General features: G+C 39.7%; 12 protein-coding genes. All 12 read right to left on the reverse strand.

Annotated elements, in window-relative coordinates:
- Window positions 1-121: 121 nt before the first annotated feature.
- A complete protein-coding gene (locus HMPREF9703_RS05655) occupies window positions 122-4,453 on the reverse strand; it encodes a PolC-type DNA polymerase III (RefSeq protein WP_004636303.1) in 4,332 nt (1,443 codons plus the stop codon).
- Window positions 4,454-4,524: 71 nt separating this feature from the next.
- Entirely contained in the window at window positions 4,525-6,228 is a 1,704-nt protein-coding gene (locus HMPREF9703_RS05660; protein ID WP_004636304.1) for a proline--tRNA ligase, read from the reverse strand.
- A gap of 25 nt (window positions 6,229-6,253) precedes the next feature.
- On the reverse strand, window positions 6,254-7,525 hold the full coding sequence (rseP, locus tag HMPREF9703_RS05665; protein ID WP_004636305.1) for an RIP metalloprotease RseP: 1,272 nt from the start codon (window positions 7,523-7,525) through the stop codon (window positions 6,254-6,256).
- 19 nt (window positions 7,526-7,544) lie between these two features.
- Window positions 7,545-8,330 (reverse strand): phosphatidate cytidylyltransferase, encoded by a 786-nt coding sequence (locus tag HMPREF9703_RS05670; RefSeq protein WP_004636306.1) that lies wholly within the window; start codon window positions 8,328-8,330, stop codon window positions 7,545-7,547.
- A 22-nt stretch (window positions 8,331-8,352) separates the two neighbouring features.
- Window positions 8,353-9,075: an undecaprenyl pyrophosphate synthase gene (gene uppS / locus HMPREF9703_RS05675; RefSeq protein WP_004636307.1), complete on the reverse strand. Its 723-nt coding sequence runs from the start codon at window positions 9,073-9,075 to the stop codon at window positions 8,353-8,355.
- A 186-nt stretch (window positions 9,076-9,261) separates the two neighbouring features.
- Window positions 9,262-10,713, reverse strand: a complete 1,452-nt coding sequence (locus HMPREF9703_RS05680; RefSeq protein WP_004636308.1) for a sulfatase family protein — start codon at window positions 10,711-10,713, stop codon at window positions 9,262-9,264.
- A gap of 335 nt (window positions 10,714-11,048) precedes the next feature.
- Window positions 11,049-11,606 (reverse strand): ribosome recycling factor, encoded by a 558-nt coding sequence (frr, locus tag HMPREF9703_RS05685; protein WP_004636309.1) that lies wholly within the window; start codon window positions 11,604-11,606, stop codon window positions 11,049-11,051.
- Window positions 11,607-11,619: 13 nt separating this feature from the next.
- Window positions 11,620-12,339, reverse strand: coding sequence for a UMP kinase (gene pyrH / locus HMPREF9703_RS05690; protein ID WP_004636310.1), 720 nt, complete (start codon window positions 12,337-12,339; stop codon window positions 11,620-11,622).
- A gap of 118 nt (window positions 12,340-12,457) precedes the next feature.
- Entirely contained in the window at window positions 12,458-12,946 is a 489-nt protein-coding gene (locus HMPREF9703_RS05695) for a GyrI-like domain-containing protein (protein WP_004636311.1), read from the reverse strand.
- A 51-nt stretch (window positions 12,947-12,997) separates the two neighbouring features.
- Window positions 12,998-13,483 carry a hypothetical protein gene (locus HMPREF9703_RS05700; RefSeq protein ID WP_004636312.1) on the reverse strand — a complete coding sequence of 162 codons (486 nt, stop codon included), beginning with the start codon at window positions 13,481-13,483 and terminating at the stop codon, window positions 12,998-13,000.
- A 44-nt stretch (window positions 13,484-13,527) separates the two neighbouring features.
- Window positions 13,528-13,815: a hypothetical protein gene (locus HMPREF9703_RS05705; RefSeq protein WP_004636313.1), complete on the reverse strand. Its 288-nt coding sequence runs from the start codon at window positions 13,813-13,815 to the stop codon at window positions 13,528-13,530.
- 30 nt (window positions 13,816-13,845) lie between these two features.
- Window positions 13,846-14,547: a hydroxyacylglutathione hydrolase gene (gene gloB, locus HMPREF9703_RS05710; RefSeq protein WP_004636314.1), complete on the reverse strand. Its 702-nt coding sequence runs from the start codon at window positions 14,545-14,547 to the stop codon at window positions 13,846-13,848.
- Window positions 14,548-14,704 lie beyond the last annotated feature (157 nt).

Genomic DNA, 14,704 nt, shown 5'->3' on the forward strand with positions numbered 1-14,704 from the left:
AAGAGTGAGTGCTTCAATGCACTCACCCCCTTCTGAATATCTAACTTCTACGACCTCTTGCTAGTTCATATTACCATATATTTTGTTTGAACGCAACTATTAACCTTGAAGTACCGTTATTTTACAAATCGAATAGTGACAATTGGTTCTCGTCAGGCAAGTGGTCTACAACATGATTCACACTGAAGTATTCCATCACCGTTTTAGATACTTTACCGCGCTTGGATAAATCTTCTTTAGATAAGAAATCACTATCTTCTCGCGCTTGCACAATCGCTTGGGCAACGCTAGAGCCAAGTGAAGGAACTGCCCGGAACGGTGCTAGGAGCGTCTTCTCATCCTTCACTAGAAAATCGGTGGCGTGTGATTCATCAATATTAACCATCTCAAAATTAAAGCCACGTTCGATCATTTCATTAGCCAATTCCAGAACTGTCAATAGCGAACGATCTTTAGCTGTTTGGTCATACCCTTTGTCATTGATTTCTTTAATAGCGGCTTTTACTGAATTCTTCCCTTGTGTCATAGCCACTAAGTCAAAATCACTGGCACGAACAGAGAAGTACGCTGCGTAATAATAGAGCGGGTGGTGAACCTTGAAGTAAGCCACCCTGAGCGCCATCAAGACATAAGCGGCGGCATGAGCTTTCGGGAACATATATTTAATTTTCAAGCAGGAATCGATGTACCATTGCGGCACACCATGTTCTTTCATCTCAGCAATCCATTCCTCGCTAAGACCGCGACCTTTTCGCACGAACTCCATAATCTTAAAAGCTAAATCATCATCAAGGCCTTGATGTTGTAGATAAACCATAATATCATCACGACACCCAATCACTTCGGATAGTGGGATGTTTCGCTTCCGAATCAACTCTTCTGCATTATCTAGCCATACATCGGTCCCATGTGATAAACCAGAAATCTGAAGCAACTCAGAGAAGGTTGATGGATGCGTCTGCTCTAACATTCCCCGCACGAAGCCAGTTCCGAACTCAGGTATACCGAGTGTCCCTGTCTTAGAAAAAATTTGCTCCGCTGTTACACCAAGCACTTCGGGCCCGCTGAAAATTTTCATCACTTCTTCATCGCTCACCGGAATTGTCTGTGGATCAATCCCAGATAAATCTTGTAACTTCCGAATCATCGTTGGATCATCATGACCCAGAATATCGAGCTTAAGCAAGTTATCATGAATGGAATGGAAATCGAAGTGCGTTGTCTTCCACTCTGCTTCTTGATCGTCAGCTGGATACTGAATAGGTGTAAAATCATAAATATCCATATCATTCGGCACAACAATAATACCACCCGGGTGCTGACCAGTTGATCGGCGTACCCCCGTCAATCCTTTGGCCAAGCGATCAATTTCTGGCTTGCGGTAGGTCAATTGCTTATCCCCTTCATATCCTTTCACAAAGCCGAAAGCAGTCTTATCGGCAATGGTTGTAATCGTTCCTGCTCGATAAACATAATCTTCTCCGAACAATTCCTTCGTATAATTATGCGCATGTGCCTGATATTCTCCTGAAAAGTTCAAATCAATATCGGGAACCTTATCTCCTTTGAAACCTAAGAATGTCTCGAACGGAATATCATGGCCATCTGAGTCCATTTTAGTCCCACATTCCGGACAATTCTTCTCAGGTAAATCAAAGCCGGACCCCACTTCTCCTTCCGTAAAAAAGTGAGAATACTGACAATTAGGACATCGGTAATGTGGCGCTAGCGGATTCACTTCTGTAATACCTGTCATGGTTGCTACAAAACTTGACCCGACCGATCCTCGTGAACCGACCAAGTACCCATCTTGAACACTTTTATTCACTAATTTTTGTGAAATTAGATAAATAACAGAGAATCCATTCCCTATAATACTATCTAGCTCTTTTTCCAAGCGTTTTTGAACCAGTTCTGGTAGTGGATCACCGTATAATTCCCGTGCTTTATCAAAACTCATCTGACGGATTTCTGCTTCTGCGCCCTCCATCTTCGGCGTATAGAGATCTGTTCGTACTGGAGAAATTGAGTCAATGGAATCCGCAATTTTATGCGTATTGTCAATAACAATTTCTTCAGCTAATTCCGGCTCTAAGAACGAGAATGCCTCTAACATTTCATCTGTTGTTCTAAAATGGACTTGCGGATTTCGAGTGTTCGCACGCGCTCCTTTTTTCGAGGTTTCCAACAAAATGTCACGGAATATTGCATCTCTCGGTTCCAAATAATGCACATTGCCCACTGCGACAGGATATTTATTCTCATTGTGCGCTAGTTTAATTAAGTTTCGCAAAATATCTTCCAAATTGGCCTCATCTTGAATTAATTCACGATCAATCAAGTCAATATAAGCTTCTTTCGGCAGCAGTTCAATGTAGTCATAATACTTAGAGACACTCCGCGCTTCATCCATCCCCTTTTGCATCATTGCTTCAAAAACTTCTCCTTGCCCGCAACCACTCCCGACAAGCAAGCCCTCCCGATATTTATCGAGCAACGACTTGGGTACACGAGGAACCCGGTAATAATAACGGGTTAATGATTCTGACACAATTTTAAACAAGTTTTTCAAGCCCGTCGCATTTTTCACTAAAATGGTAGCATGTGTTGGACGCGCTTGTTTGTACGCATCACCTTCTCCAACTCGATTATTAAGTGAGCGGTGTGTTTCCATTTGAAATTTATCTCTCGCTTCTTTAAGAAAAATCCAGAGTAAACGAGCCGTTGTTTGCGAATCATAAATAGCTCGGTGATGCTGTTCTAAGGCTACATCATAACGTTTTGCTAACGTATTTAAGCGGTGTGTTTTAATATTGGGGTGAAGCGTCCGGGACAGCTCTAACGTATCGATCACAGGTAATGTGGACTCGCCAAGTTGATGATGATTATACGCGGCATTTAAAAACCCCATATCGAAACTAGCATTATGCGCCACCAAAATCGTATCTTTAGTGAATGCTTTAAAGGCTTCTAATACTTCTACTTCTGATTTTGAGCCCCGGACCATATCATCGGTAATTCCCGTTAAGTTAATCGTCGTCTCCGATAATGCATGACCAGGATCGATAAATTCTTGAAACTCCTCAATAATCTGGCCATCTACCATCTTCACAGCAGCTAGCTCAATAATTTTGTCATAAATAGCTGACAAACCTGTTGTCTCCACATCAAAGACGACATAAGTTGCTTCTTGCAAGTTCAATTCAGCGGGATGATAGGCTACTGGAACACCATCATCAACTAAATAAGCTTCTAGCCCGTAAATCATCTTTATACCATGCTTTTGGGCAGCGAAGTGAGCATCCGGATATCCTTGCAACACCGCATGATCACTTAAAGCAATAGCCGCGTGACCAAATTCAGCTGCTTTTTCTACCAATTCTGTTGGGCTCACAACGGAATCCATCTGACTCATCGTTGAATGAGCGTGCAATTCAATTCGTTTACGTTCATCTGGTGCGGTATCTTTACGCGGTTCTTTTTTTATTTCTTGCAGACTCTGCACCATCATTACAATATCTTTATCGAAGGTGTCTTCTTGTACACGTCCACGCGCGCGCATCCACATTCCTTCTTTAATTAGCTCAGCGTCAGCTTCTTCATTTGGATTTAAGAACTTCTTCAATCTAAAAGAAGAGGTATAATCCGTCATACTCATCAAGAGCAACTTCCGCCCTGAACGCAGATCACGAATATTAACATCAAATATATAGCCTTCGAATGTCACTTGACCTTCTTCACTCACTACCGTCTCCATCTCACGAATAGGGTCATTAGTCGGAATATCGCGTCCTATCTGAATCGGACCACTTGGCGTATCCACATGAGCTTGCTGTTGTTGCTGACGAGCTTGTACTTCATGGAATTGCTCTGTTAAACGCTGTGCAAGGGCTTCATCCTGTTTTTCTTTCTCTTCCTTAAACTCATTCACTCTCGCCTGGCTCTTCTGCTCATCCACAACTGGCTCAATTCGAAAGTTATCAGGAAACCCTAATTGATGATATGCCTCATTAATGACAGTAAAAAAATCTTGCTTAAATTTGTCCAATGTTAATTCATGCTCAATATAAAAAATCGGCTTTCCTTGCTTTATGATCGGAGTTGCCTCTTCGAATAATTGATTACACAGCGGTGAATCAATCTCACTTAATTGACAGGCTGATCGCCAATAAGCTATCATATCCGCTTCAGAATAAGTTTTATCTTCTGTATTAATAGTTAAATGAATCGTTGCAATATCAGCAAATGTACGGTCTAACTGACTCTTTAGCACCATATATTGATCCACCGATAACAATGATGGAAATCGCAACTGCAGATTCCATTGTTGTTTACTTTTTAATACGGTGAGTGACTGAATCTCCCCTCGCTTTAATGTTGTCTCATTATTCTGATCAGCTAAGTTAAGCTGTTTTAATAACACTTGAAATAAGTCGTGACTACTTAACGCCATATTCTACCTACTTTCATTGCACTTAAATAATTAGGAGAGGAACGAATCCCTCTCCTAATATAATTTGTTAATTATTGATCTAATTGCTTAATTGTATCGATAATATCTTCTTTTTTAAGATTAAATTGTTGCCCATCACGGCGCGAGGTAAGTTCAACTATACCATCTGCTGCATCGCGGCCAACTGTAATCTGAACAGGAATACCAAACAATTCAGCATCCGTGAATTTAACACCCGCCCGTTCATTCCGGTCATCGATTAAAACTGACAGCCCCGCTTCTTCCAATAATTGCTTAATTTCTTCCGTAAGGGCACTCTGATCTGCATCAGTTAACTTAATTGGCACAATATGAACGTCGAATGGGGCAATATTACTCGGCCAAACAATTCCCTTATCATCATAATTCTGTTCGATAATAGCTGATAATAAGCGACTAATCCCGATTCCGTAGCTTCCCATAATAATAGGTTGAGGACGCCCTGTATTGTCTAATACCGTCGCATTCATTTTTTCACTGTAAAAAGTCCCTAATTTAAAGATATGACCAATTTCAATTCCACGTTCGAAGACAAGTTGCCCCTCATCAGTCGGTGCAGGATCCCCTTCTTCTACCGTACGTAAGTCAGCATATTCGAACTGATCAAAATCACGGTCAGGATTAATATTGATGAAATGATATCCTTCTTTGTTCGCTCCAATAACAGTATTAATGCTATTTTTAACATGATAGTCTACAATAATCTGAACATTTTCTGGCAAATCAATTGGTCCAGCAAAGCCAGGTGTCGCCCTAAACTGTTCGATAATTTCTTCATCTGTTGCTGGCCTTAAGCTAGAAGCACCGACTTGCCCCTTCACCTTCACTTCATTCACCGTATGATCGCCACGCACAACTACAAAGACAGGTTGCTCGTCATCCACTATAAACAAAACACTCTTTAAGATTTCTGCAGATGTTTTTGATAAAAATTCACCGACTTCTTCAATCGTACGTACATTGGGTGTTTCGACGATTTCTCGTTCTAATTGTGGTTGGTCATTAGAGATTTCCAAAACGGCACTCTCTGCCATTTCTAAGTTAGCAGCATAATCACTCGCGTTAGAGTATACAATAGTATCTTCGCCTGATTCAGATAGTGCCATAAATTCTGTCGACTCTCGGCCCCCCATCGATCCAGCATCTCCGATAATCGCTTTATAATTCAAGCCTAGACGACTAAATATTTTACTATAAGCTTGGTTCATTGCTTGATAGGTTTCATCTAAGGTTTCATCACTCATATGAAAAGAGTACGCATCTTTCATTAAGAATTCGCGTCCCCGTAACAAACCAAAGCGCGGTCTTTTTTCATCACGATATTTTGTCTGAATCTGGTATAACGTCAATGGTAATTTCTTATAAGAATCAATATCCCCACGAATTAAATCTGTGAAAGTCTCTTCATGCGTCGGTCCTAAAATAAAGTCACGTTCATGACGATCTTTTATCTTCATTAATTCTGGTCCATAGGTCGCATAACGACCTGTCTCTTGCCATAAATCAGCCGGAATAAAGCTTGGTAAGTCCATCTCAACCGCATCGATCGCTTCCATCTCTTCACGCACAATTTGTGTAATATTAGCTAAGACACGGTGCGCAAGTGGTAAATAAGCATAGACACCTGAAGCCACTTGTCTAATATACCCTGCTCGAAGCATTAATTGGTGACTCTTAGCCTCAGCATCACTTGGCATTTCTCTTAGCGTTGGGGCAAATAATTTTGATTGTTTCATCTATGTCATCTCTCCTATCTTATCTTTAGAAAAAATTCTGAATATCGTTCCATGTCACTACAATCATAAGTCCGATTAAAAAGAGCGCACCCACCATCGTAATCATCATTTCTCTTTCTTCACTTATAGGTTTTCCTTTTATAATTTCAATAATATTCAACAATAACTTCCCACCATCAAGTCCTGGGATAGGAATCAAGTTGACGAATCCTAAGTTGGCACTTAACCCTGCTGCCAAGCTTAGTAAACCAATTAGTCCCGATGTCTGTACGACTGTGTCAGTAACTTGAAAAACAGCAACTGGTCCACCTAATTGTTCGATACCTAGACGTCCCGTGAATAAACCAGTAAATGCACCAACTAATTGCTTAATCACATCCCATGTTTGTGTAAAACCATAAGACACCTTGGCAAAAAATCCATTTTCACGAGCATACACAATCCCAATCTGTCCGATCATTTCGCCACTTGGGGTCTCTACTTGTTCCGGAGTAACTTGCAATGTCTGACGATCATTGCCTCGTTGAACATCCAATGTAATCATTTCATCCGGATGGGTGGAAATTGCATCCGATACCGCCTGAATAGTGTTCGCTGTTTGTCCATCAATCGCAATAATTTCATCGCCTGATTGAATTTGTGCTGCTTGAGCAGGCGAATTAGGTAATATATCTCCGACAATTGGCGTGGAATTAAGGGTTGGAGGGGCTCCACCTTGAATAAAGGCCAGCGCCATAAATAAAATAATAGCTAAAATAAAATTATTGAACGGCCCAGCAAAGTTAGTCAACATCTTATCTCCTACCTTGGCATGGTTAAACCGACGATGACGCGGCGCAATTTGAACAGCTACACCATTTTCTTTCGTAACAAGAGCCGTCTCTGTTATCGCAAAACGCTCACTTTCCTCTTGACCCTGGACACGCCCTTCTAAGTATAAATCATCTACTAAATCAAATTCTCGAACTTCTATTGGCAAGGCATTGTTCAGTTGAACTTCTTGCGTGGTGTCAATATGTGTAATTTCCCCGTTATGATTGAGTTCTACTGATACCAACATCCCCGAACGAATATCATCATCGTCTTCATACCCTGCCATCATGACATAGCCTCCTAATGGCAACATCCGAAGCGTATAAGCAGTCTCCCCTCTGCGAATACTGACTAACTTAGGTCCGAAACCAATCGCAAATTCACGTACCAAAATACCTGCTCGTTTTGCTAATAAATAGTGGCCTAATTCATGAATAAAGACCAAAATACCAAATACAATAATAAACAGCACTATAGATTGCATGTTTGTCCTTCCTCTCCTCTTATACGATGCCTAACAATACAACTAAGGTCATCGTAAAAATCAAACTATCAAACCGATCCAATATCCCACCATGCCCAGGCAAAATTCGTCCCGAATCTTTCACCTTAAACTCGCGCTTCATGCCTGATTCAATTAAGTCCCCAAACTGTCCCGACACCGCACAAATACCCGCCACAAGCATACCTACTGGAAGATTATATTGAAAGCTCGGTAAAATACTAATATAAATAGCACCCACTAGCATTGCTAAAATAATACCACCTAGCGATCCTTCAATGGTTTTATTCGGGGATAAAGCGGGGGCTAATTTTCGTTTGCCGAAACGTCGGCCCACCATATAGGCACCAATATCAGAAGCCCAAATGATTAAAACAATAAAAATAAGTAAAAAAGCACTCTCTCGTCGAATATAATGTAATGAATAAAAACCAAAGCCAATATAAATTAAACCGATCAAAGTAATTCCGGCATCAATAAACGTAAATTGTTGGTGAACGGTAGCCAGTACTAATAAAGCTAGCGTCATCATCCCGATTACATGATGTCCCTCAGTAAATCCGGGTAAAAATGGTGTTATAACATCACTAAAAACAATAAAAGAAATACTAAAATGAGCTAACATACTTGGCCAACTAAAAAATGGCACATTAATCATACGCAACAGCTCAAATAATCCTCTAATCGCTAAAAATGTGGTCAATAAAAGCAGTGGCAAGTCTCCTAGCACCAATATCGGTATAAATACAGCACCGAATATGATTGCTGTCTTAACACGTTCTCTCATACTTACTCATCCTCTCTTACCATTAAGCTAAACCACCATAACGTCGATGTCTTTGTTGGTAACTCGATAATGCTTGATCGAATAGTTCACCATTAAAGTCTGGCCAATTTTTTTCTGCAAAATAAAACTCACTATACGCATTTTGCCATAACATAAAGTTACTCAATCGCTGTTCACCACTTGTTCGAATCATTAAATCAATATCACTATATGGTGCTAAATCATTAGAAAATAATTGCTGAGCAATCAATTCTTCATCAATATCTCTGACGGCTACTTGTCCTTCTAAAACATCTTGAGCAATTGTTTTAATTGCTTCAGTAATTTCTAAGCGCCCACCATAATTAAATGCAAAGTTTAACACCATCCCGGTACAATGTTTCGTCTCATCCATAGCCTTATGAATAGATTTTAGCGTCGAGGACGGCACCTTCTCTTCAATCCCCATCATATGGACTCGTATATTGTTTTCGATTAATTCCGGAACAAAGCGGTCAAAAAATTCAACCGGTAACTTCATTAAATAATGTACTTCTTGAGGAGGACGTTTCCAATTTTCAGTTGAAAAGGCGTATAATGTTAAGACTTTAACCCCTCTATTAGCTGCATGATGCGCCACTCGACGAATAGCCTCCATCCCTTCACGATGGCCTTCTGTTCGCTTTAAGCCACGTTCTTTCGCCCAACGTCCATTCCCATCCATAATAATTGCCACATGCTTAGGTACCGCTAATTGGTTACTCACTGCACTCATCCTTACTTTGAATCTGTATTATTTATCTTTCGCTCACGTACAATTTTTCTCGCATCCACTTTATTATAACATACATTTTCTCTCAAAAACGGAGCTTTACAATTTTTTTTGCTTTTCTACAGTTAGAAAAATACAGGTATAAACGTATATACCTGTATTTCTACCAAATACTTATTTTTAATTCGTATTATTTGAATCTTCTGTTGTACCATAAACATCAGCTGCCCATTGCTTATAACGCTTTTGGTAATAAGCAACCAAATCAGGTCGATCAGTGGCTTGGTTTGCTTCATCAGACTCATCCAAGGACTGCCCAATTGGTACCAGAGATGTCCCATAGCCAATATCCGCATGTTCAGTATCTTTAAGTGCTCGGGCAGCATCTCTAGCTTCTTCACCACTCACAGTGCGTAGCTTCCATTCCTGATCGCGAACACTCCATTGAAAACCGGTATCGAAGTATAGTTCTTTATGTCCCCCATCTTGTCCCAGCAAAGTCGGAATAATATTTTTGCCATCAGTTGGATAAGATTGATTAATTAACTCTCCACTGGCTAAATAAGCAAATGTTGGTAATAAATCTAAGCTCGAGACTAAATTCCGTGACTGACTATTGGCTTCTACTACCCCCGGCCATGATGCAATGAATGGTACGCGAACTCCTCCTTCATATAATGAATATTTCGTCCCAAACAAGGGAGTATTATTCCCATAATTACACGGTGAACCACCATTATCTGTCAAGTAAATAATGAGCGTATTCTCTTGCTCGCCTGCAGCTTCAATCTTATCTAGAATCCGGCCAATCTCACGGTCCATAATATCCAACTGCGCCAAATAATAATCACGTCCATTCTCCAAATGTGGCATAATCACGCCATCATACCAATCATAATAATCATGCTTCGCTTCATCAAAATCCGGAAATGCTGGTAAGTTCCGTTGTCTCAATTCATCATCCGGCAGTTGCCAAGCAAAATTGTGTACCGCATTGAAGGCCACCATACAAAAATACGGCACCTCAGCTTGTAAGGATTCATCGATAAAGTCAATCGCTCGATTCGCAAATTCAACCGTTAAATGTGTATGACAATCAACTGGCTCCCCATTGTGGTACATTGGATAAAATCCATTGCGCTCCGCATTTTCTTTACCAAACTTATCTTCAGCTGCTACTTCATGTTTCAAATAATGCAATCGCCCCATACTGAGCGCCGCTAGTCCATAAAAAGACTCATCAAAACCGTGCTGATCTGGACAAGCACGCGTTCCAGGTTGATCAGGTCCATAGTGTACTTTCCCAAAATAACCAGACCGATAGCCCGCTTGCTTCAAGACTTCTGGAATCGATAAATACGGTTCTGGAGCAAAATTTGAGGAGTCAAACCATTTTGCTCCCCATCGTTGCTGATAGTTGCCGACCATCAAGCCAGCCCGCGATGGTGAACAAATCGGCGCACTGACATAGCCCTGCTCCAATAACATGCCCGATGCCCGCAAACGATCTAAATTAGGTGTCGCTATATCTGATAATTCTTCTCTAAACCCTAAATCGCCATAACCATGATCATCCGATACAATAAGTACAATATTGGGCTGACTCCCCTGAATATTTTCTTTCTTGACCATCTTCACTCATTCCCTTACGTTAATTTATTTCAGCTTACCTTAATACCGCTTTCACGTCAATGGTTTTCTACAAAATCTGTCCGACTCATTGATTAACAAGTTAGAATAATTTGTCTTAAAAAATTATTATTATCCCCTATTCTGTGATATACTAAAAGCACTTAACAAAATAAAGGAGGGATTGGATTGAAACGTCGCGTAAAAAAATATATATTAGGATTGATGATATCCTTTGTTGTATCTAAAATTGTCAACTACCTTATTGATGAAGTCGTTTAAATCATATAAAAAGCGAGGGTTATCCCCTCGCTTTTTATATTTGCTTTATCTTAGTCTTAGTTCCCCAAAATTTCGTCCTCTTTTACTCGGGCTGCTTTGTCTGCTCGTTTAGTAAATTCATCAGTTAATTTTTGGATGTCATCTTCTAAGCGATGGCGTTCATCTTCTGAGATGTCACCATTTTTTTCACTTTTCTTGACACTATCCATACCATCACGACGAATATTACGAATTGCAATCTTAGCATTTTCCTCTTCTTGACCAACACGTTTAGCAATTTCTTTACGACGTTCTTCAGTCAAGGCTGGAATAACTAGTCGAATAACATCTCCGTCATTTGATGGCGGAATACCAATATCTGATTTTTGAATAGCTGTTTCGATATCACCTAATGTGCTCTTGTCATATGGTGAAATTAAAAGTACACGTGCTTCAGGTACAGAAATATTTGCCATTTGGTTTAGTGGGGTATCTGCTCCATAGTAATTAACTGTAATGCGGTCAACTAAGCTAGCGTTTGCTCGCCCAGCACGGATACCTCCTAATTCATATTCTAATGATTCTTCTGCTTTTTTCATCCGTTGTTTTAAATCTTTCAATAATTGATCAGTCATTTTTTGGTCTCCTTTATTTAATAACAGTTGTACCGATGCGTTCACCAGACACTGCTCGTTTAATATTACCTTTTTCGTTTAAGTTAAAGACAACTAATGGAATATCGTTATCCATACTTAAGCTTGATGCGGTGGTATCCATAACCTTCAAAGACTTATTAATAATATCGAGATAGGTCAATTCATCATATTTTACTGCCTCTTGATCGACTTTTGGATCAGCAGAATAAATACCATCCACATTATTTTTTGCCATCATAATAACATCGGCCTGAATTTCTGCCGCTCGAAGGGCTGAAGTTGTATCAGTCGAGAAGTAAGGATTTCCTGTTCCTCCTGCGAAGATAACGACGCGCTTCTTCTCAAGATGACGAATAGCTCGGCGACGAATATACGGTTCCGCAATTTGTCGCATCTCGATAGAAGTTTGCATACGCGTCGGCACACCGATATTTTCCAAACTATCTTGCAAAGCTAGTCCGTTCATTACGGTGGCCAGCATGCCCATATAATCTGCTTGTGAGCGTTCCATGCCCATCTCTGAGCCAATCTGTCCGCGCCATATATTGCCCCCACCGACTACAATTGCGATTTCTACTCCCATATCATAAACTTGTTTAATTTCCTGGCAAATCTCGTGAATGGTCGGTGGCTTAATCCCAAAGCCATCCTCTCCCGCGAGCGCTTCACCACTTAATTTCAACACAATTCGTTCATATTTTGGTTCACTCATATTCTAACTCCTAACTAAATCACATGTTCTTATTATAGCAGAATTTCTATTGATTTGCATGTTTCATTATTAGAAATAATTCATGTCGTTCACAGGTCTGCAAATATATATTAACTCACTATTTTGGCGTTACCGGTATCCATACTTCACAAACAGGATTTTTCGTGTCAGCAGTGTAATCCTCCGCATTCCATAATAAAGGAATCGCTTCATTGATAACATAATCTGCATTGGGTAACCATTCTGTAAAGATTTCGTGCCATAAGCTTTCTAAAGATTCTGGAAATTGCCCGACTGCTTCAAAGACTGCCCAATCCGTCCGCTCAACGGGTAACACATCATAACTTTTCGTCTGACCAGATGAGACAGCCACGCCTAAATAATGATCAATCATTGGTTCATCTAACTCATTTGTTGTAGCTTGTGACACACTAATAATGCCAAACGGTTCCGTATCTGCTAAATTAGATAAATCTTCCATAACTTCATCAGTTAACAACTCTCTCATAGCTTCAATTTCAGGATTAGTTCCTTCTGTTACTACAGGGACTTGCTTTTTGAAGCCTACAATACTAAACGGTCTCTTTTTAACAATTCTGTATTTCATAATGCAATATACTCCTTATTTTACTACAGTTATTAAGTTTTAACCCTACTATTAGCTGTGTTGCGCAATCAAGTGACACAACTCTTGAATACTTACAGTCTCATCAGGGCTTACTTCCAACTGATCCGATAGTAATCCTATATCATTTTTATGCAGTTGTTCTACTTTTTCAGTGTTAGATCCTAATGCTGTCTGAGGTGTTGGTTTAGATTCAATCTTTTCTGCAATAGGTTCAGTGTTTACTGTTCTTTCAACTGATGACTGATCCATTGCTGTGACTTCTTTAGCCGCCACAAATACACGCTCAGCAGGGGATTTACGCTCTTCTAATTCGAATATTCGCTGTGCTTCTTTTTCAAGTATTTTCATGTGATCAAGATATTGCAACCATTTCATACCGTCTGTTTGTTGACCATTATTCGGTACGAATACGTTATCTACTACCGTATTTTGTATCTGTTCTATCTCTGATAAAGCTACTACATCATGGCGCGTTATGGTTAACGCCGCCTGTTCAATAAATTGCACCTCATCCATTGTGCGTCCATCCCCCACTTTTGATCTAATTCATTCTATCCGAGTTACCGATGCTTTATTCGAGTATTATAGCGACTTCGTGTCATCTTATAAGCAAGCTTTCCATCTATTCTAACCTTATATCCCATGACATTTTGGCATTTCGGACAAGTTAACTGATCTGAATGACCAATTCCCATTTCACAAGCCAAAATCCGCTCAACAAATAGCTTAAGTAACTGCCCCGTCCCCACTTTTTGATATATGATTAATTCTTCTTTACACACACCACAACTAATTATCATTAAGTGACTATTTTTTATTTTTTTCGCTGCATGGTTCGTATATTTCATTGTATCTCACAATTTCTAATCGCTTATTTTTTAGAAATTATCGCGTTTATCTCGCAACGCCTTAAAATCAGCCAACGTATCTGCTTGTAAAAAGACATTAATTTCTTTCTCTTGACCAATTGTACTTGGTAATGTCGGAATATCTTGCATCCGCAACAGAGATACTTCCGTTAACTTCTTATCTACCGCTTCAGGATATTCCGCTAAACTTTGAGCAAATTTCAAGTTTGTTTCTGTATACTCATGCCCTGCAAAAACTCGCGTATTATTTGATAGTTCACTAAATATCTTAAGTGCATCATACTGCGCCTGATAATCTCCAGTAAACACACGACCACAGCCAGCAGAAAAAAGCGCATCCCCACAAAACAACATATCATTTGTTAAATAAGAAATATGCCCAGAAGTATGTCCCGCTGTCAACAAAACCTTCACTTCTTGCTCAAATAGAGTCAATGAATCTCCCGGTGCAACCGTTTGTGTATTAAATCGTTCGGTTTCTTTTGGTCCAATAACAGATGCTTTAGGATAAACTTCCAACACTTTTTTAACACCTGCTGTATGATCATCATGATCATGTGTTAATAAAATAGTGATCACGTTTAAATTATGCTCTTGCAAGTAAGTTAAAATAGAGGAAGCCTCTCCCGGATCAACTACTACAGCATCGGAAGCTTGTGTATAAACCCAAATATAGTTGTCATCTAATGCTTTTACTGGTTCAACGCTCATAATAACTCTCCTTCTTTTTTGATATATAGTTATCTTCATCTTGTTTAAACTCATTATCTTCTTTATTTTATCATAGATAAAGCGATATCGCGATAGTCATTTCTATTTTATTGGATCCTGAACATTTATTTAAGACAAAGGAAAAGCAAAGCATGTA

The sequence above is a fragment of the Dolosigranulum pigrum ATCC 51524 genome (assembly GCF_000245815.1).
Classification (GTDB): Bacteria; Bacillota; Bacilli; order Lactobacillales; family Carnobacteriaceae_A; genus Dolosigranulum; species Dolosigranulum pigrum.